The organism is Sphingomonas sp. Root720, assembly GCF_001428605.1.
Taxonomy (GTDB): Bacteria; Pseudomonadota; Alphaproteobacteria; order Sphingomonadales; family Sphingomonadaceae; genus Rhizorhabdus.
Window position 1 is genome coordinate 1086008 of the sequence record NZ_LMID01000001.1, and the last position, 19576, is coordinate 1105583.

At 68.6% G+C, this 19576-nt stretch carries 18 protein-coding genes; 9 read left to right on the forward strand and 9 right to left on the reverse strand.

The window, feature by feature from the left end:
• The first annotated feature begins 115 nt into the window (after positions 1-115).
• Both ASE22_RS05035 and lldD read left to right on the forward strand, forming a co-directional pair.
• Positions 116-685 (forward strand): nitroreductase family protein, encoded by a 570-nt coding sequence (locus ASE22_RS05035; protein ID WP_056355748.1) that lies wholly within the window; start codon positions 116-118, stop codon positions 683-685.
• A gap of 20 nt (positions 686-705) precedes the next feature.
• Positions 706-1860 (forward strand): FMN-dependent L-lactate dehydrogenase LldD, encoded by a 1155-nt coding sequence (gene lldD / locus ASE22_RS05040; RefSeq protein ID WP_056355750.1) that lies wholly within the window; start codon positions 706-708, stop codon positions 1858-1860.
• A 15-nt stretch (positions 1861-1875) separates the two neighbouring features.
• On the opposite strand, the gene ASE22_RS05045 is transcribed toward lldD, so the two are convergent.
• The 5 genes from ASE22_RS05045 to ASE22_RS05065 are packed head-to-tail and all read right to left on the reverse strand — an operon-like array spanning position 1876 to position 6210.
• The gene (locus tag ASE22_RS05045) at positions 1876-2778 is read right to left on the reverse strand and encodes an NAD(P)H-hydrate dehydratase (protein WP_056355752.1); all 903 of its coding nucleotides are present in this window, start codon (positions 2776-2778) and stop codon (positions 1876-1878) included.
• The gene (locus ASE22_RS05050; RefSeq protein ID WP_056355754.1) at positions 2775-3536 is read right to left on the reverse strand and encodes a histidine phosphatase family protein; all 762 of its coding nucleotides are present in this window, start codon (positions 3534-3536) and stop codon (positions 2775-2777) included. The genes ASE22_RS05045 and ASE22_RS05050 overlap by 4 nt, the downstream gene beginning before the upstream one ends.
• Positions 3536-4432 (reverse strand): KPN_02809 family neutral zinc metallopeptidase, encoded by an 897-nt coding sequence (gene ypfJ / locus ASE22_RS05055; RefSeq protein WP_056355757.1) that lies wholly within the window; start codon positions 4430-4432, stop codon positions 3536-3538. The genes ASE22_RS05050 and ypfJ overlap by 1 nt, the downstream gene beginning before the upstream one ends.
• Positions 4433-4482: 50 nt before the next feature.
• Positions 4483-5022, reverse strand: coding sequence for a phosphatase PAP2 family protein (locus ASE22_RS05060; RefSeq protein ID WP_082545668.1), 540 nt, complete (start codon positions 5020-5022; stop codon positions 4483-4485).
• Between the two features lie 60 nt (positions 5023-5082).
• Positions 5083-6210, reverse strand: a complete 1128-nt coding sequence (locus ASE22_RS05065; protein WP_235536490.1) for a DUF2279 domain-containing protein — start codon at positions 6208-6210, stop codon at positions 5083-5085.
• 105 nt (positions 6211-6315) lie between these two features.
• On the opposite strand from ASE22_RS05065, the gene ASE22_RS27115 reads away from it, so the two are divergent.
• Complete coding sequence (locus tag ASE22_RS27115; RefSeq protein ID WP_162248257.1) at positions 6316-6957, forward strand: acyloxyacyl hydrolase; 642 nt, start codon at positions 6316-6318, stop codon at positions 6955-6957.
• A 77-nt stretch (positions 6958-7034) separates the two neighbouring features.
• Here ASE22_RS27115 and hutC read toward each other — a convergent pair whose 3' ends face one another.
• Both hutC and ASE22_RS05080 read right to left on the reverse strand, forming a co-directional pair.
• On the reverse strand, positions 7035-7736 hold the full coding sequence (gene hutC, locus ASE22_RS05075) for a histidine utilization repressor (RefSeq protein WP_056355764.1): 702 nt from the start codon (positions 7734-7736) through the stop codon (positions 7035-7037).
• The gene (locus ASE22_RS05080; protein ID WP_056355766.1) at positions 7733-9094 is read right to left on the reverse strand and encodes a formimidoylglutamate deiminase; all 1362 of its coding nucleotides are present in this window, start codon (positions 9092-9094) and stop codon (positions 7733-7735) included. The genes hutC and ASE22_RS05080 overlap by 4 nt, the downstream gene beginning before the upstream one ends.
• A 74-nt stretch (positions 9095-9168) precedes the next feature.
• Here ASE22_RS05080 and hutI point away from each other — a divergent pair, with 74 nt between their 5' ends.
• The 6 genes from hutI (at position 9169) to ASE22_RS05110 (ending at position 16467) form a co-directional block, all read left to right on the forward strand.
• The gene (gene hutI / locus ASE22_RS05085; protein WP_056356346.1) at positions 9169-10380 is read left to right on the forward strand and encodes an imidazolonepropionase; all 1212 of its coding nucleotides are present in this window, start codon (positions 9169-9171) and stop codon (positions 10378-10380) included.
• Positions 10377-11906, forward strand: a complete 1530-nt coding sequence (hutH, locus tag ASE22_RS05090) for a histidine ammonia-lyase (protein WP_056355768.1) — start codon at positions 10377-10379, stop codon at positions 11904-11906. Before hutI ends, hutH begins: the two co-directional genes overlap by 4 nt.
• A 70-nt stretch (positions 11907-11976) precedes the next feature.
• Positions 11977-12780, forward strand: coding sequence for an N-formylglutamate deformylase (hutG, locus tag ASE22_RS05095; RefSeq protein ID WP_056356348.1), 804 nt, complete (start codon positions 11977-11979; stop codon positions 12778-12780).
• Between the two features lie 10 nt (positions 12781-12790).
• A complete protein-coding gene (gene hutU, locus ASE22_RS05100) occupies positions 12791-14461 on the forward strand; it encodes a urocanate hydratase (RefSeq protein WP_056355770.1) in 1671 nt (556 codons plus the stop codon).
• A 132-nt stretch (positions 14462-14593) separates the two neighbouring features.
• Entirely contained in the window at positions 14594-15958 is a 1365-nt protein-coding gene (locus ASE22_RS05105) for a methyl-accepting chemotaxis protein (protein WP_056355772.1), read from the forward strand.
• A gap of 122 nt (positions 15959-16080) precedes the next feature.
• Positions 16081-16467, forward strand: coding sequence for a response regulator (locus tag ASE22_RS05110; protein WP_235537474.1), 387 nt, complete (start codon positions 16081-16083; stop codon positions 16465-16467).
• Positions 16468-16522: 55 nt separating this feature from the next.
• On the opposite strand, the gene ASE22_RS05115 is transcribed toward ASE22_RS05110, so the two are convergent.
• Both ASE22_RS05115 and ASE22_RS05120 read right to left on the reverse strand, forming a co-directional pair.
• A complete protein-coding gene (locus tag ASE22_RS05115; protein WP_056355776.1) occupies positions 16523-17038 on the reverse strand; it encodes a YybH family protein in 516 nt (171 codons plus the stop codon).
• Positions 17039-17064: 26 nt separating this feature from the next.
• Entirely contained in the window at positions 17065-19263 is a 2199-nt protein-coding gene (locus tag ASE22_RS05120) for a TonB-dependent receptor (protein WP_056355778.1), read from the reverse strand.
• Between the last annotated feature and the right edge of the window lie 313 nt (positions 19264-19576).

Sequence of the window (19576 nt, forward strand, 5' to 3'; positions counted from 1 at the left end):
TCAGGTCGTCCGCGATCGCTTTTCGCGAACGCCGTTTTCCGATCCAGCCATTGGCGGCGGCCCTGCGCCGACGCTAAGACGGTACCGATCGAAACGCCGACGAAAGGACAACCCGATGACCGACCGTAGCAGCGACACCCAGGTCCACCGCCAGTTTCTCGATCGCTGGTCGCCCCGCGCCTTCGACGGGTCGAAGCTCTCCACCGCCGATCGCGAAGCCCTGTTCGAAGCCGTGCGTTGGGCGCCATCGGCCTATAACGCCCAGCCCTGGCGGCTGCTCTACGCCGAGAAGGGCGATGCCAACTGGGATCGCTTTCTGGGCCTGCTCGTCCCCGCCAACCAGGCGTGGGCGGCGAACACGTCGCTGCTGGTCTTCTTCGTGTCGGACACCAATCTCAACGGCAATCCGTCCCATACGCACAGTTTCGACACCGGTGCCGCCTGGATGTCGCTCGCGCTCCAGGCCGAGAAGCTGGGCCTGCGCGCGCACGGCATGTCGGGGGTCGATTTCGACGCGGCGCGGAAGGAACTCGGCGTGCCCGACAATTTCAAGATCGATGCCGCGGCGGCGGTCGGGCGCCAGGCCGGCCCCGAGGTGCTGCCCGAGAAATATCGCGAACGCGAGAAGCCGAGCGACCGCAAGCCGCGCGACCAGGTCGCGTTCGCCGGCAATTTCGCGGCCTAATCGATGGGAATCAGTAAACCATGATCGCCGCATCGGCTCTGGATTATCGTGAGGCGGCGCGGCGACGACTGCCGCATTTCCTGTTCGAATATATCGACGGCGGCGCCTATGCCGAAGTGACGCTTCGCCGCAACATCGCCGATCTCGAGGCGATCGCGCTGCGCCAGCGGGTGTTGCGCGACGTATCGGCGATCGACCTGTCGACCGAATTGTTCGGCCGCACGATGGCGATGCCGGTGGCGCTGGCGCCGATCGGGCTCGCCGGGCTCGCCGCACGGCGCGGCGAGGTGCAGGCGGCGCGCGCGGCGCAGGCGGCGGGCATCCCCTTCACCCTGTCGACCGTATCGGCATGCCCGCTGGGCGAGGTGGCGCGCGGCGTCGACCAGCCCTTCTGGTTCCAGCTCTACATGATCCGCGACCGCGCCTTCATGCGCGACCTGCTGGCGCAGGCGGTCGAGGCGGGCTGCTCGGCGCTGGTCTTCACCGTCGACATGCCCGTGCCCGGTACCCGCTATCGCGACCGCCGCAGCGGCCTGTCCAGCGCCCCCGGGCTCGGCGGCCGCCTGCGCCGGCTCGGCCAGGCGATGCTGCGGCCCGGCTGGGCCTGGGACGTCGGGCTGATGGGCCGGCCGCATCATCTCGGCAATGTCGCGCCGGTGTTGGGCGGGCGGAAGGGGATGGAGGATTTCTTCGCCTGGGTCGGCGGCAATTTCGACCCCGGCATTCATTGGCGCGACCTCGATTTCATCCGTAGCGAATGGCGCGGCCCGCTGATCCTCAAGGGCATCCTCGACCCCGAGGACGCGCGCGAGGCCGTGAAGAGCGGCGCCGACGGTATCGTCGTGTCGAACCATGGCGGCCGGCAGCTCGACGGGGTGCTGTCGACAACGCGCGCGCTGCCCCCGATCGCCGACGCGGTGGGCGGGTCGCTCTCCATCCTCGCCGACGGCGGCGTGCGCTCGGGCCTCGACGTCGTCCGCCTGCTCGCGCTCGGCGCCGACGCCGTCATGCTCGGCCGCGCCTGGGCCTATGCGCTGGCGGGCGCCGGGCAGCGCGGCGTCGCGCATGTGCTCCAGCTGGTAGAGGCCGAGATGCGGGTCGCGATGGCGCTGACCGGCGCCACCTCGATCGCCGCGATCGACCGGAACAGCCTCGCCGAATGGCCGCCCGCCTGATCCGATCGGGCTAGGTCAGCCGGCCGCCCCGTCCCCGGCGGCGGCCATCAGCCGGGGTATCTCGGCCGGCAGGTCGCGCGCGAGGAAGCCGATCGGTCCGATCCTCGCGGCGGCCGCCCGACCCGCCTCGCCATGCAGCCAGACCGCCCAGCCGGCGGCCGTCAGCGGATCGGCGCCGCGCGCGGCCAGCCCGGCCATCACCCCGGCGAGCACGTCGCCCGAGCCGCCGGTGGCGAGGCCGACGCAGTCGCTCGCATAGATCAGCGTCGCGCCATCCGGGGCGGCGACCACCGTCTCCGCCGCCTTCAGCACGACGACCGCCTCGAATTCGGCGGCGACCGCCCGCGCGGAATCGCGCGGATCATGGTCGATGTCGCCCTTGTCGATCCCGGTCAGGCTGGCCAGTTCTCCATGATGCGGGGTCAGGATCACCCGGCCCTCCTGCGCGGCGACCAGTGGCGCCAGCGCGCGGGCGCAGGAGATGGCGGCGGCATCGAGCACCGCGACCTGCCCTTCGCGCAGCAGCGGCAGCAGCCCTTCGAGCAGCGCACAGGCGCTCGGCTGGCTGACCATGCCCGGCCCGATCAGCAGGCAGTCGCAGGACCGCACCGCGTCGACCAGCCTTTCGGCGGCGCCCGGCCCGATCTCTCCGTCGTCGTCGGTCGGCAGGCCGATCATAGCCGCCTCGGGGACGAGCACGCCCAGATGCATCGCGGCCGCGTCCACCGTCGCGATCTGCAGCTTGCCCGCACCGCCACGCAGCACTGCCTCGCCGGTCAGGCTGAGCGCCCCCGGCACGAACATGCTGCCGCCGACCAGCAGCACGCGGCCGCGCCGGTTCTTGTCGGTCCCCGCATGATGCCAGGGCAGCGGGTGGGCCGCGCGCCAGGCTGCGTCGAGCGGCAGGTTCGCGCTCACCCGCGTGCCGCCACGATGGAATCGCGTTCGCGCGTCACCCGGGCATGTTCGGCGACGATCGGCGCGACGGTGTTGTAGCGTTCGAGCACCAGGTTGCCATTCTTGCCGGCGGCGGGATCGAATCGATATTCGGTGACCGAGCAATTGGCGACGTCGGCCTCGCGGTCGATCGCGAGGATCCCCTCCTCGTCGAGATTCTCGATGATGTAGCGCAGGCACAGCACCACGACCTGATGCGCGAAGATCATCACCCGCCGCCCGCCATAATGGAGCGAAACCGTGTCGAGCAGCGAGCGGAGCCGCAGGATGACGTCGGCCCAGCTCTCCCCGCCCGGCGGGCGGTGGTAGAATTTGCCGAGCGTACGGCGGAAGGCGGCCTGATCGGGAAAATGATTGGCGACGCCATGGGTGGTCAGCCCGTCGAGGATGCCGAACTCCTTCTCGCGCAGGCGCTCGTCCATGCAGATGCGTTCGTCGGCCGCCGCCCCACCCGCATCGCGGAAGTGGCGCGCGGTCTGCAGCGCGCGGCGATAGGGCGAGGACAACAGCACGTCGGGCCGGTCGTCGCCATGGCCCGCCGCAAACCAGTGGCCGAGCGCGTCGGCCTGCTCCTCGCCGAGCCGGCTGAGCGGCACGTCCACGTCGCGCCCCTTGATCGCGATGCGATCGAGCTCGGCCTCGTGCGCGGCGTCGCGTGCGACATTGCCGGCGCTCTGGCCGTGGCGGACGATCCACAGGCGGTCTGGCCAGCGCTGCATCACAGCCCTCCCGGCCCGAAGGTGTCGCACCGCGCCGGATCGCCGCCGTCGAGCCCGACCCGCAGCCATTTCTGCCGGTCCGCGGCGCTGCCATGGGTGAAGCCCTCGGGGACGACATAGCCCTGCGAAGCCTTCTGGAGCGTGTCGTCGCCGACCGCCGCGGCGGCGCGCAGCCCGGCCTCGGCATCGCCGGGTTCGAGCAGATTGCGGTCCTGCGCCGCCCAGACGCCGGCATAGCAGTCGGCCTGCAGCTCGACCTTGACCTGCAACGCATTGGCCTCGCGCTCGCTTAGCCGCCGCTGGGCGGCATGGACCTTGTCGAGCGTGCCTTCGAGGTCCTGGACATGGTGGCCCACCTCATGCGCGATGACATAGGCCTGCGCGAAATCGCCCGGTGCGCCGAAGCGGCTGCCAAGCTCGTCGAAGAAGGCCGTGTCGAGGAAGATGCGCTTGTCGGCGGGGCAGTAGAAGGGCCCGGCCGAGGCGTCGGCGAAGCCGCAGCCCGCCTGGGTACCGCCCGAATAGAAGACCAGCGTGGTCGGGCTATACGCCCCGCCCTGGTCGGCGAACAGCTTGCCCCAGACCCGCTCGGTTGAGCCGAGCACCTTGAGCGAGCGGCTCATCACCGGGGTCTTCGCGCCAGCGGCATCGCCCGGCGAACCCGGCGCCTCGCCCGGCTGCGACCGCTGCACCACCGGCCCCTGCCCGCCGCCGTCGCCCAGCAGCGACAGTGGGTTGACGCCCAGCACCAGCGAGATGACGATGATGACGAGCAGCGACCCGCAACCGAGCCCGCCGCGCCCGAGCGGAATGCCGACCGGCAGACCGAAGCCGCCGCCGCCGCGCCCCGACCGGATCTCGTAATTGCTGCTTTCGCTTTCGTCGTCGAGCCGCATGCTATCTCCCCAACGGAAAGACAATGCGTCACGGCCGTAATGGTTGCGGCCTAGAATCTTAAGGCGAGCGTGAGACCTCCTCCGCCCGAATCGCCCCAGGGCACCAGCCGCGCCCGATCGTTCCTTTTGGAGGTGAGCAGCAGTCCGCTTCCGGTACCGAGCGCCGCGCCCGCGACCACGTCGTACCAATGATGCCGTCGCGCCTCGACGCGTCCGACACCTACCAGGGTGGCGACGACGAAGGCAGGGAGCCCGACTTCCCATCCATAACGGTTTTCCAGCGTGGCGGCCGCTGCGAAGGCATCGGAGCTGTGCTTGGACGGGAAACTCTTGCGACCGCCGTCAGGCCTCCTCTCCGGAAATATCTCCTTCAGTCCGGTGGTCATGCCGTGCGCGAGCAGGATGCTGCCGCCCGCCTGGAGATCGCCCTGCCAGTCTCCTTGGGCGGCGGGTACGGCCAGCGCCGTTCCCACCAGCGCGGCGCGGCCGATATCGCTCGCCTTGGACCAGCCACCGCCATGCGCCGGACCGAGCGCGAGGAAGATGGAACAGAGCAACAGCGAACTCTTATATGCAAGGTTGATGGACATGGCGTCCTCTCTGGTCGGAAAGCGTCTTACCCCATGCCGGGCGAACAACCGCCCGATGCCTCAGTAGTCGTGATGGACGGCCGTGTACGGCACCTGCAGATAATCGAGCGCCGTGCCCGCGACACGTCCCACAGTGGAACTGGAATCCTTGAAGAACAGCTCGCGCAGGTTGATGCCGACGCCGAAGAATATATGACCCTTCGGCATCTCGCCCCGCGCGATTGCCTTATGCGTGAAGTTCGATACGCGATATCCGCTGTGCAATTCGACGAACCGCAGCGGACTGTTCTCGAAGCGACGAAACCCGGACAGCTTGAGCGCCAGGAGATATTGCTGCTGCGCCCAATGGTCCCGTCCCGTCCGGGTGTAGAAGTTCGAGTTCGGCGTCAGCAACAGGCGGAAGTCCAGCTTCTCCCGAACCCCCGGAACGGTGTTCCGGACCAGCGAAAAGAGGATGCCTGCCGCGTTCATCGCGATATCTTCGAATGAAAAGCCGCTGGTGGTTTCGATCCCGTCGTACATCTCGCTGTAGACCATCGCGCCCATGGCGATGAGAGCGGCGGTGGTCGCGTCGCCGGCGGCGCCCCCCGTCTTCTCGTGCAACCGCGCATGGAGCAGTTCGCTGATCATGTAGCTGTCCCAGGCGTGTGCCAGCTTGTCGACGCCCAGGCTGTCCGTCCCCGCCCCGAACCAGCCCTCCTTCTTGAAATGAAACGGCTTGGTCGGCTTTGAGAATTTGGGAGCATTGATCGCGGTGTAGAAGGCGAAGACGCCTCCCGTTTCCCATTTGATCCGGCCTATCCTGCTGCCGCTGGTACCATATCGATCCGATGCGACGTGATCGGTCCAGCGACTTGGCGCGACCACGCCGTCGACCGGCCCGATCGGCGGAGACGGGGTCTGCTCTTCCTCGCCGGGATTTGCGCCCCTGTCGCCGGGAAAGACGGTGATGACGAGGGACGGCTCGACCGTGGCATCGGACATGTCGGTCGCATGGGCCGGACTTCCCGCGCCGGGGAGCGCCATGCCCACCGGTGCCTCGGCATGCAGCGCCGCGTGCGCGGCCGTGGCGCAGAGCAGGAACGCGCCGACGCATCGCAGCGGGATGGCCCCCGCCCCGCTACGCGCCTCGACCCGCGGCGGCGTTCCGTCGATCCGGCGCAACGACAAGGAATCAGGACGCCGCACCGAGCATCTCTCCCGTCCAATCCATCCTCTGGATCCGATCCCCGCATCCGGCCGATCAGCCCGATACGATCAACATCCAGACACCACCGACTCGACGCTGCGATAATGAACCGACGGTCGCAATCGCCCATCAGGAGAAGCCCCTTATTGCCATGGGAGTTAGCTGAGATCATCGATATCTATGATCGTGGCGGAAACCCGGACCTGGAGGGTGCATGGGCGATGGCGATCCTTGGCAAATCACTTCTGCTTTTGCTCGTGCTGGTCGCGCCAGCGCCCGCGGTCGCCGATCAGGCCTGGCTCGGGCTATACCAGCATGACATCACCACGTCGGAGACGAAGTTCGAGGACGGGCAGGATATCAAGGCCGGCTGGATCGGCGCGCCGCTCGACCGGCTGCGCGCGATTGGGCGGCCTTCGCCGCATGCGATTGCATCGATAAGCCTCAAGGGGCAGACGAACTACGTCGCCGCGGGGCTGGACTGGACCATCGGCTCGACGCTCTATCTGCGCGTCGGCATCGGCCTCGCCCTGCATGACGGCCCGAAAAGGGCGTATCGTGGCGGCCGACGCGTGGACCTCGGCTCGCCGATCCTCTTCGAGCCGGAATTGGCGGGGGGATGGCGGCTGAACGATCGTTTCGCGATCGAGGGATCATGGATTCATCTCAGCCATGGCAGGCTGTTCAGCCATCAGAACCGCGGCATGGATTCGGGTGGCGTGAGGCTGGTCTACCGATTGCGTTGACGTCGCGCGGCCGGAGCGCCGGTCGCCATTCGGACGGCCCGGCTCTATCATTCGCCGGAGGACGAGATCCGGCGCGTTCAGGCCAGGAAACTGGCTATCAGGGCGTGGCGGTCCCCGGGATAGACCTGCCGCGCATAGGTGATCCGCGCGTCGCTGCGCCAGGTCCAGCGCTCGACCGAAAGGCAGGGGCTGCCCAGCGGCACGGCCAGCCGCTCGGCGATCGGCCGGGTGGCGGCGATGGCGGTGATGCGGTGGCGGGCGTCGGTCCAGGGGACATGCGCGAGCAGCCAGGCGCCGGGGCTTTCCTGCGCGAAGTCGACGGCGCGCGCGGCGGGGACCGCGGCGAGGCTGATCAGCCGTTCCTCTAGCGCGAAGGGTTTGCCGTCGGCGCGGTGGAGGCATTGCAGCGAGAGGACCGGGCCGGACTCGATCTCGAGCAGTTCGCGGTCGCGGCCGTCGGCCTCGCGTTCGACCCGGGCGATCAGGCCGAGGCGATAGTCCTTGCCCTGGCCCCGTATCTCGCCGGCGACGTCGGGGATCTCCAGCGCGGCGCGGTGGGCCTTGGGCGCGGCGACGAAACTGCCCGCGCGCTTGCGCCGCTCGATCAGGCCGCGATCGACCAGCCCGTCGATCGCCTTGTGGACCGTCATCCGCGAGCAGCCATATTCCTCCATGAACGCATGCTCGGGCGGCAGGCGGTGCCCCGCCTCCCAGGTGCCCGACATGATCCGCCCTTCGATATCGCCGCGGATGCGATCGTGGATCGCGATGCGTGTCATGCCAGCAATTCCCCCAATATCCGGCGATAGCGCGCGGCGATCCGCGCGCGATCGACATGGCGACCCGCCGTAACGAGCCGATGCCCGCGCCGCCAGACCCCATCCACCGCCTGCCGCCCGGCGGCGAACAGCCAGCCGTCGGCGAGCAGCCCCTCGCGGCGCTCCGCGAGCGAGGGATGATCGGCGTCGAGCGTCACGAAATCGGCCGGATTGCCGACCGCCAGCGCCGCCGGGGCGCCGAGCGCGCGGGCTCCCCCCGCCAGCGCCGAGCGGTACAGCGTATCGCCGACCGAGGCGCCCGGCGGGGCCAGCCGGTTGCGCCGGCGATGGGCGAGACGCTGGCCATATTCGAGCAGCCGCAATTCCTCGCTCGCGTCGATCAATATGTTCGAGTCCGATCCGACGCCATAGGCGCCGCCCGCCGCGAGGAAGACCTCGGCCGGGAAGATGCCGTCGCCGAGATTGGCCTCTGTGATCGGGCAAAGACCCGCCACTGCGCCGCTGGCCGCCGCCCGACGGGCCTCGCCGTCGGTCATGTGGGTCGCATGGACGAGGCACCAGCGCGCATCGACGGCGGCATGGTCGAGCAGCCATTCGACCGGCCGCGCCCCGCTCCAGGCGAGGCAGTCCTCGACCTCCTTCACCTGCTCGGCGACATGGATATGGACCGGGCCGCCGACCAGCGCCGCGACCGCCGCCAGTTCCTCCGGCGTCACCGCGCGCAGGCTGTGCGGCGCGACGCCGAGCACCGCGTCGGGCAGCGCCTCGATCGGCTGGCGCAACCGGTCGAGCAGCGCCGCATAGCCGTCGACATCATGGAGGAAGCGCCGTTGTCCTTCGCCCGCCGCCGCGCCGCCGAACCCCGAATGGGCGTAGAAGACCGGAAGGTGGGTGAGCGCGATCCCGGTCTCGGCCGCCGCCTCGACGATGGCGAGGCTCATTGCCGCGGGATCGTCGAACGCCGCGCCGCCGATATCGCGGTGGAGATAGTGGAACTCGCCGACCCGGGTGAAGCCGGTCTCCAGCATCTCGGCATAGGCCATGGCGGCGATGGCGTGGAGATGGTCGGGAGTCAGCCGCGCGACGAAGCGGTACATCGTCTCGCGCCAGCTCCAGAAACTGTCGTCGCCGCCCAGATTGACCTCGGCCAGCCCGGCCATGCCGCGCTGGAAGGCGTGGCTGTGGAGGTTGGGCAGTCCCGGCAGCGCGATCGCGTGGCGTTCGGCATCGGTCCGCGGCGCAGCCGCGCCCGCGTCGACCGCCGCCACCAGCCCGTCGCGGACGAGGAGCGCGACATCCACCGCCCAGCCGCCCGGCAGCAGGGCCTGGTCGAAATGAAAACGCTGCTCGCGGCCCATCGATCGCCTTCCGTGATAATGTCTATACATTATTGAACGGCGGTGCAATGATGGCCGCCGGGAGATTCGAGCGGATGCGATGCGACAGGCTTTGGCGGGACGCGCGGCTCGCGACGATGGCCGGCGACGGCCCCGGGGACGGGATGGGCATCGTCGAGGACGGCGTGGTCGCCGCGCGCGACGGGCGCATCCTCTATGCGGGCCCCGCCGCCGACGCCCCCGCCTTCGAACCCGACCGGGCCGACCTCTGCGAGGGCCGCTGGATCACGCCGGGGCTGATCGACTGCCACACCCATCTCGTCCATGCCGGAAGCCGTGCGCACGAGTTCGAGCTGCGACTGGCCGGCGCGTCCTATGAGGAGATCGCGCGGGCGGGCGGCGGGATCGTCGCGACGATGCGCGCGACCCGCGCGGCGGACGCGGCGGCGCTGGTCGACATCGCCCTGCCCCGGCTCGACGCGCTGATCGCCGAGGGGCTCACCACGATCGAGGTGAAGTCGGGCTATGGCCTGACCGTCGCCGACGAGCTGAAGATGCTGCGCGCCGCCCGCGCGCTGGGCGAGGCGCGCGCGGTAACGGTGCGGACGACCCTGCTCGGTGCCCATGCGCTGCCGCCCGAACATGCCGACGACGCCGACGGCTATGTCGAGCTGGTCTGCCGCGAGATGATCCCCGCCGCCGCGCGCTGCGGGCTGGCCGACGCGGTCGATGCCTTCTGCGAGGGGATCGGCTTCACGCCCGCGCAGACGCGGCGCGTGTTCGACGCGGCGAAGGCGGCGGGGCTTCCGGTCAAGCTCCATGCCGAGCAGCTCTCGAACCTGCACGGCGCCGCGCTGGCGGCCGAGGCGGGGGCGCTGTCGGCCGACCATCTCGAATATCTCGACGCGGACGGCATCGCGGCGATGGCGCGCGCCGGCACCGTCGCGACCCTGCTGCCCGGCGCCTATTATTTCGTGCGCGAGACACGACTGCCGCCGGTCGACGGGCTGCGCGCGGCCGGGGTCCCGATCGCGCTGGCGACCGATTGCAACCCGGGCACGTCGCCGCTGACATCGCTGCTGCTGACGATGAACATGGGCGCGACGCTGTTCCGCCTGACCGTCGACGAATGCCTGGCGGGGGTCACCCGCAACGCCGCCCGCGCGCTGGGCTTGCTCGGCGAGGTCGGCACGCTCGAGGCGGGCAAGCGCTGCGACCTCGCGATCTGGGACATCGAGCGGCCCGCCGAGCTCGTCTACCGCATGGGCTTCAATCCCCTCCACGCCCGCATCTGGAAAGGCCTATGAGCGACATCCTCCTCACGCCCGGCGCCGTGCCACTCGCCGACTGGCGCGCCATCCATCGCGGCGCCGCGCCCAGCCTCGATCCCGCCTCGGCCGAGGCGATCGCCGCCAGCGCCGCCGCGGTCGGGCGGATCATCGCGCGCCACAAGCCGGTCTACGGGCTCAACACAGGCTTCGGGAAGCTCGCCAGCGTCAAGATCGGCGACGAGGACCTCGCCACGCTCCAGCGCAACATCGTGCTCAGCCACGCGGCCGGCACCGGCGCCCCCTCCCCCATCCCGGTCGTGCGGCTGATGATGGCGCTGAAGCTCGCCAGCCTCGCGCAGGGCGCATCGGGCGTTCGGCCCGAGACGGTGGAGATGCTGGAAGCGATGCTGCTCGCGGGCCTGACCCCGGTGGTGCCCTCGCAGGGGTCGGTCGGCGCCAGCGGCGACCTCGCCCCGCTCGCGCATATGGCGGCGGCGATGATCGGCGTCGGCCATATCGAGATGGGCGGGCAGCGGCTGAGCGCCGAGGGCGCGCTGGCGCGGGCCGGGCTGGTGCCGCTGACGCTTGGGCCGAAGGAAGGGCTGGCGCTGCTCAACGGCACCCAGTTCTCGACCGCCAATGCGCTCGCCGCGCTGTTCGAGACCGAGACGGTCTTCCGCTCGGCGCTGATCACCGGCGCGCTCGCGACCGAGGCGGCCAAGGGATCGGACACCCCGTTCGACCCGCGCATCCACGCGCTGCGCCGCCAGCCGGGACAGATCGAGACCGCCGACGCGCTGCGCCGGCTGATGGCTGGTTCGGCGATCCGCGCCAGCCATCTGGAAGACGATGCGCGGGTGCAGGACCCCTATTGCCTGCGCTGCCAGCCGCAGGTGATGGGCGCGGTGCTCGATCTGCTGCGCCAGGCCGCGACGACGCTGGAGATCGAGGCAAACGGCGTCTCCGACAATCCGCTGATCTTCCCCGATACCGACGAGGCGCTGTCGGGCGGCAATTTCCACGCCGAGCCCGTCGCCTTCGCCGCCGACATGATCGCGCTGGCGATCTGCGAGATCGGATCGATCGCCGAGCGCCGGATCGCGATGCTGGTCGATCCGGCGCTGTCGGGCCTGCCCGCCTTCCTGACGCCGCGGCCGGGGCTCAATTCGGGCTTCATGATCCCGCAGGTGACGGCTGCCGCCCTGGTGTCCGAGAACAAGCAGCGCGCGACCCCGGCCAGCGTCGATTCGATCCCGACCTCGGCCAATCAGGAAGACCATGTCTCGATGGCCGCGCATGGGAGCAGAAGGCTGCTCGACATGGCGGCCAACGCCAACGCCATCGTCGGCATAGAACTGCTCGCCGCCGCGCAGGGCTGCGACTTCCACGCGCCGCTGCGATCGAGCGAGGCGCTCGAGGCGGGCCGCGCCCTGCTGCGCGCCGAGGTGCCGATGCTCGACCATGACCGCCATTTCCACCCCGACATGGAGGCCGCCAATGCGCTGGTCCGTTCGGGCGCGCTGGTGGAGGCGGCGGCGATCGATCTGCCGGGGGTGGCGTGATGCCGCCATTGGATTTGGCAACCGGAGCCCCTCCCCTTCCGGGGAAGGGATGCATCGGGAATCGGTCGCGATGATCCCCTGGCTGGACATATCGCGGGGCGAGGCGCCGCTGGTCGTCGCCTTCCCGCACAGCGGCACAGAGATCCCCGAGGCGCTGGAGGGCAGCTTCACCTCGCCCTGGCTGGCGCGCAAGGATGCCGACTGGTGGATCGACCGGGTCTATGCCTTCGCCGCGTCGCTCGGCGCGACGACGATCCGCAGCCGCATCTCGCGCAGCGTGATCGACCTCAACCGCGATCCCTCGGGCGCCTCGCTCTATCCCGGCCAGGCGACGACCGAATTGTGCCCGACCACGACCTTCGCGGGCGAACCGCTCTATCGCGACGCGCCGCCCGATGCAGGTGAGGTCGGCTGGCGGCGATCGACCTGGTTCGATCCCTATCATGACGCGCTGGCGGCCGAACTCGACCGGCTCAGGACGCGCCACGGCAGGGTCGTGCTCTACGACGCCCATTCGATCCTGAGCCATGTGCCGCGCCTGTTCGACGGCGAGCTGCCGCTGTTCAACATCGGCACCAACAACGGCACGACCTGCGATCGCGCGCTCAGCGACGCGGTGGTCGGGATCGCCGCCGCGAGCGGCCATAGCCATGTCCTCGACGGACGCTTCCGGGGCGGCTGGACGACCCGCCATTACGGCCGCCCGGCCGACGGCATCCACGCGATCCAGATGGAACTGGCGATGCGCGCCTATATGGCCGAGCCGAGCGAGATCGGCCCCGAAACCTGGCCCGCCCCGTTCGATCCGGCCAGCCCCGTCATCGCCGACCTGCGCGCGATCCTCTCCGCCTGCCTCGCCTTCGCCCGACGCTGAAAGGACCATCATGACCCGCCTCGACAACAGCCGCGTCATCCGCCCGGCGACGGGCCCCGAGCTTTCGGCCAGGAGCTGGCAGACGGAAGCGGCCTTGCGGATGCTGATGAACAACCTCCACCCCGATGTCGCCGAGCGGCCCGAGGAGCTGGTGGTCTATGGCGGGATCGGCCGGGCGGCACGCGACTGGGAGAGCTATGACCGGATCGTCGAGACGCTGAAGCGGCTGGGGAACGACGAGACCCTGCTGGTCCAGTCGGGCAAGCCGGTCGGCGTGTTCCGTACCCATGCCGATGCCCCGCGGGTGCTGATCGCCAATTCGAACCTGGTGCCGAAATGGGCGACCTGGGAGCATTTCAACATACTCGATCGCAAGGGCCTGGCGATGTACGGCCAGATGACGGCGGGGAGCTGGATCTACATCGGCACCCAGGGGATCGTGCAGGGCACCTACGAGACCTTCGTCGAGATGGGCCGCCAGCATTATGACGACGACCTGTCGGGCCGCTGGCTGCTGACCGCCGGGCTGGGCGGCATGGGCGGCGCGCAGCCGCTGGCGGCGGTGATGGCGGGGGCCTCCTGCCTCGCGGTCGAATGCCAGCCGAGCCGGATCGAGATGCGGCTGCGCACGGGCTATCTCGACCGCGCCGCCGATACGATCGACGAGGCGATGGCGATCATCGAGGAGAGCCGTGCGGCAAGGAAGCCGGTCTCGGTCGGTCTGCTCGGCAATGCCGCCGAGCTGCTGCCCGAGATGTTCCGGCGCGGCATCCGCCCCGACCTGCTGACCGACCAGACCTCGGCGCACGACCCGGTCAACGGCTATCTGCCCGCCGGCTGGACGGTCGCCGAATGGATCGAGCGGCGCGAGCGCGAGCCCGAAGCGGTCGCGGCGGCGGCCAAGGCGTCGATGGCGGTCCATGTCCGCGCGATGCTCGACTTCCAGGCGGCGGGGGTGCCGACGGTCGACTACGGCAACAACATCCGCCAGGTGGCGAAGGACGAAGGGGTGGAAAACGCCTTCGACTTTCCGGGCTTCGTCCCCGCCTATATCCGCCCGCTGTTCTGCCGGGGTATCGGCCCGTTCCGCTGGGTCGCGCTGTCGGGCGATCCCGAGGACATCTACAAGACCGACGCCAAGGTGAAGGAACTGCTGCCCGACGACCATCATCTCCACACCTGGCTCGACATGGCGCGCGAGCGGATCCAGTTCCAGGGGCTGCCGGCGCGGATCTGCTGGGTGGGCCTGGGGGACCGCCACCGGCTCGGCCTCGCCTTCAACGAGATGGTCGCGAAGGGCGAGCTCAAGGCGCCCGTCGTGATCGGCCGCGACCATCTCGACAGCGGATCGGTCGCCAGCCCCAACCGCGAGACCGAGGCGATGAAGGACGGATCGGACGCGGTGTCCGACTGGCCGCTGCTCAACGCCCTGCTCAACACCGCGAGCGGGGCGACCTGGGTGTCGCTCCACCATGGCGGTGGGGTCGGCATGGGCTATTCGCAGCATAGCGGCATGGTGATCGTCGCCGACGGCACCGAGGCGGCGGCGAAGCGGCTCGAGCGCGTGCTGTGGAACGATCCCGCCACCGGCGTGATGCGCCACGCCGATGCCGGCTACGAAATCGCGCTCGACTGCGCCCGCGACAAGGGGCTCGACCTGCCGGGCATATTGCGCGGCTGAGATATCCGGCGGATATCCGCCACTTCCTCGCAGAACGCCCCGTTTCTCGGGGCGAATGTCATCGGGCCGTCATCGACCTCAACGGCTCGTTAACCATGTCCGGCGTAGAAACCGCGCCCGAAGGAGAGGTCGATGGACATGGGATCAACGCCGCTGGCGCCGATCGAAGCGGTGCTGACGGACGATGAAATCGCCGAGCGCGTCGCGCACTATACCGAAGCCGGCCTGCACCAGCGGCTGGCGAGGCTGTGGGACCGCGCCTCCGACACGATCCTCGACGTCTATCGCGAGAACTGGACGCCGAGGCTGCGGCGGCTGGCCGACAGCGCCGAGGGCGATATCGACGGCTTCCTGTCGCTGAAGGTCGAAAACCTGCTCGAACGGCGCCGCCACGTCTATTCGCGGCCGATCGATGCCGAGTGGATCCGCATCCTCGGCTATAACAGCAGCCTCGTCTTCAGCCTGAAGATTCCGCTGCCGACCGTGCTGCTCGACACCGCGCGCGAAAATGAGATGATCGTCGACCGGATCGCCGAGCGCTTCCCCGACGACACCGCCTTCGCCCTGTTCGCGCAACGCACGATCGACATGCTCGGCGCGATCCAGCTCGAACTCAACCTGTCTTATTTCAACGGCATCCGGCGCCAGCGGTCGATAACGCTGCGGGAATCGGCGAGCCATATGTTCCGCACCGACATCGGCGACATATTGGGCAGCACGTCCCGCCGTTCGGCCGCCCTGCGCGACCAGACCGGCATCGCCTCGCGATCGGCGCGCGGCATGCTCGGCAAGACCTCCGAGGTGGCCGCCGCCGCCGAACAGTCGGCGACCGCGATGCGCGATGCTGCGCAGACCGCCGCCGGCCTGATCCGCGCGATCGAGGATGCGCGCCGCGAGGTCGACGTCGCCGCATCGGTAGCGACCCGCGCCGCCGGCCAGTCGGCCGCGGCGCTGTCGGTATCCGAAGCGCTGTCGGACCATGCCCGGGCGATCGAATCGATCCTGGGGCTGATCCGCGACATCGCCGGCCAGACCAACCTGCTGGCGCTCAACGCGACGATCGAGGCCGCCCGCGCCGGCGAGGCCGGGCGCGGCTTCGCGGTGGTCGCGCAGGAGGTGAAGAACCTCGCCAACCAGACGGCGCGCGCGACCGACGACATCGCCCAGAAGATCAACGCCATCCAGACCGCGACCAGCCAGGCGGTCGAGGCCAACGGATCGATCCGCGCCACGGTCGGCGAGGTCGAGGCCTGCGCCGCGCGCATCCGCGACGCGATGGACACCCAGGCGCGCACCGTCACCACCATCACCGCCGCCGTCGACCAGACCGCCCTCGCCGCCGACTCGATGTCCTCGACGATCGCCGCGATCCGCAGCGACACCGAGACCGTCGCCGGCGACATCGACCATCTGGCGGACGGTTTCCGCGAGGTGGACGACGAGCTCGCCCGGCTGGAAAAAACCGCACACGAGTTCGCGGGGCTGTTCGCAGAATGACGCGCCGGCGGGGCGGGCCGTTAAGGCCGCTTATTTATTGTTAGGTCGAACTGTAATCATCGGTTAAACTGAAGGTTCGGCCTGTTGGTCGGTTAATAAGGAACTTCGTTCAAGGTGGGGGCTTGGTCCCCGCGGCATTGGTGGAGAGACCCATGCATATCTTGATTATCGAAGACGAACCGCTCGTCGCGTCGGATCTTGAATGCTTCTTGAGCGAACTTGGCGCCGACAGCTGCGACCTTGTAGAAACCGAGGATGAGGCAATCGCGGCCGCGCTGGATCGGGCGCCGGATCTCATCACGGCCGACTGCGCGCTGCGCGAAGGATCGGGTGTCGGCGCGGTATCGTCGATTCGCCGGTCGCTGGGCCATATCCCGGTGGTGTTCATCACCGGCCATCCCCATGGTTGCGAGACACCGGACGACATGACCCAGATGCTGGCGAAGCCGATCCGCTGGCTCGACCTTGCTACCGCGGTCGCCAGGCACAACCTGCCGCCGGCCGGCTGAGCGCGACCGTGGCGGCTGTGGCCGCCCGTCGCGACAACCACAGCCGGTGCCCCGGTCAGTCGGCCTTGGGGAATTCGCCCACCGTGTAGGCGTCCCCGCCCGATATCCACCGGCCGTCCTTCTTCGCGAAGACGAACAGCATGATGAAGGTGAAGGGCTTTTGCGCCTTGTCCTTCGGGAAGGCGCGGAAATTGACCCACTCCCAGGCCGCATCCTTGCCGACATGGCTGGCGAAGGGCTCGACCTTCACGTTCGCGACCTTGACGACGCTGCGATATTCGTCGCGAAAGGCGTCGCGCCCGATCACAGGCTTGCCTTCGGGACCGAAGGTGATCGCGTCGCGCGCATAGAAGCGGTCGACGATCGCATCGGCATCCTCCCTCGCAAAGGCGTCTTCCTTCATCCGGTAGAGGGCATCGACCTGGCGGCGAAAATCGGCGGCTTCGCCGGGCGACGCCTTGGGCAGGCCGCCGACCGCTTCCGCGGGTGCGGCGGCCATGACGGCGGGCGCCGCCGTCATGGTCGACAAGCCGAGCAGCGCGGATGCCAGCAGGGCAACGGACTTGGACATTCTTTTCCTCTTTCTTCGTTCGGGAGTCATTTGAGCCGGTAGGTCAGGCTGCCGCCGAACCAGCGCGGCCGGGCATAGGTCTGCTGGGTGAAGCCGAAAGGCCCCGACAGGTCGAGATTGTAGAGGCGGTACTGCCGATCGGTCAGGTTGTTGACGAAGAAGGCCGCCTCGACCGGTATATCGTCGAACGCATAGGAGATGCGCGCGTCGCCGACCCAGCGGCCCGGTTCGCGGTCGACCGGCGCGTTGAAGGTCGAGAAATATTGGCGGCTGTCGTGCTTCCAGTTGGTCTGAAGCGCGAGCCGCCCCGGACCCGCGGCGAATTCGTAGCGGATCAGGCCGCCCAGGCTGACCTCCGGCGCCTGCGGCATGTCGCGGTCGAGCACCGCGCCGCCAGGGAGGCTGACGCCGCGCACCTCGCCGTCGAGCAAGGTCAGAAAGGCCTGGAGATAGAGCCCGGCGACCGGCCGGGTGGTGAACTCGACCTCCAGCCCCTTGATGCGGGCCGGCTTGTTGCGAATGAGCTGGGTGACCCCGACCAGTTCGAATGACTGATAGCCGCTGTACCGGTAGTGAAAACCCGCGACGTTGAAGGTCGTCGTGCGGTCGAGCAGGGTCAGCTTCATACCGCCTTCGATATTGGTCAGCACCTCGCCGTCGAAGCTCAGCTCGGCCGGGTCGAACGGGCCGAAGGCCTGCGTCGCAAAGCCGCCGCTCTTCGTGCCGCGGTTGAGGCTGGCATAGAAGAAGGCGTTCCGGCTGGGCCGGTAATCGAGCTCGATCTTGCCCGAATAATCGCCGAACCGCCTCTTCGCGAAAGCCGGGAAAAGCGTCTTGTTGAAGACGAAATCCTGCACGCCGTTTTCGGAGTGGACGAAATCGAAGCGCTTCCAATCCTTCGAATAACGCAGGCCGCCGATCAGCGTGAACTGGTCGCTCAGCCTATATTCGAGCTGGCCGAAGGCGGCGACGGACTCGGTGTTGAGGACGCTGTCATATTGTTCGAGCAGGCCGAAGGCGCCCGTCGTATCGGTGACATAGCCGTTCTTCGTGTGGATCTTGATGCCGTAGAGGCCGGCGAGCCAGTTGAGCCGATCGGTCTCCCCCGACAGGCGCAGTTCCTGCGAAAGCTGGTAGAGGTTCTGCGCGGTCTCGTAGGTGAAGTTGGTGGCGGGGGACATGTCCGCGTCCTCGCCGTAGCGCTTGCGTAGATCCTGATAGTCGGTGATCGAGGTCAGGGTCGCGCCACCCAGATCCTGTTCGTAGCGCGCGGTAACCGCCCAGAAGGTGCGGCTGAAGCGGTTCGGCCCGTTGAACGAGGCGGTAAAGGGATCGCGATCGGGCTCGCCATAGCCGAGCGCGTCGCAGCCGTTGCAGGTGCCCCAGGGGTTTTCGCCCGTACCGACGAAGGTGCCCAGCCCCAGCGCATTGGGAATCGCCGATGCGTGCGAATAGATGCCGCCCTGCCGGTCGTCGTCGTTGCGCAGCCCCTGCACCTTGAGGGTGAACGTGCCGCTTTCGCCGACGTCGCCGGCGAGTTGCACGCGCCCGGCATAGAATTTCGCGCCGCCCAGATCCTTGCCGATCCGGTTGTCGATATAGGCGCCGCCATGGTTGGTGGTGAAGGACAGGCGCGCGCGCAGCGTGTCGCTCAGCGGGCCGCCGATCGCGCCCTCGGTCGCGACCTGGCCATAGCTGCCGACGGTCGCCGTCACGAAACCGTCGAGATGGTCGGTCGGCCTGGCCGAGACGATCTGGATGAGGCCACCCGTGGCGTTGCGACCGAACAGCGTGCCCTGCGGTCCGCGCAGCACCTCGATCCGTTCGAGGTCGTAGGTCATTCCGGCGATCGCGCCGAGTGCGCTGACATAGACCTCGTCATTATAGAAGGCGATCGGCGCCTCCTGGCTGTCGGCGAAGTCGTTCTGCGACACGCCGCGAATGTTGAAGACGGTGATCGTCGGGCTGTACTGGTTGACCTGGAGGCCAGGCACCTGCGTCGCCAGCGCCGATACGTCCTGACGGCCGAGCGCCGCCAGATTGTCCTTTCCCAGCGCGGAGACCGCGACGCCGATCGCCTGCGCGCTCTGCGTGCGCTTCTGCGCGGTGACGACGATCTCGCCCGGTACGAAATCCTCCTCGGCTGCGCCCGCCTGCGCCCATGCGGCGCTACCCGACCCCAGGAGGATCGCGGCTGACGCCAGCAGTCCCGAAACTCGACCCATATTCCCGTCCCCTTTCCGATTGACCTTGCCGCGACTCGATTTTGTTCGAGCTACTTATCGAATGGAATCGAGTATCTCGCGTCCCCGCAGGGCTGTCAATCGGGCTTGAAGCGTTCGAGGATGACCAGTGCCACTCTCCATGATCCGCAAAAACAGCTATATTCTGTGGGATTAATCGAGCCGAATGATGTATCGCGGCGCGAAGCGGTCAACCGGCCCAACGCCGCCGCGCCCAGCCCGGAGCCGTTTTGCCGCGAGAAAAGAAAGTCAATTTCAATCGAGAATCTCGATTGCAACCCATAGTAGGATTTGA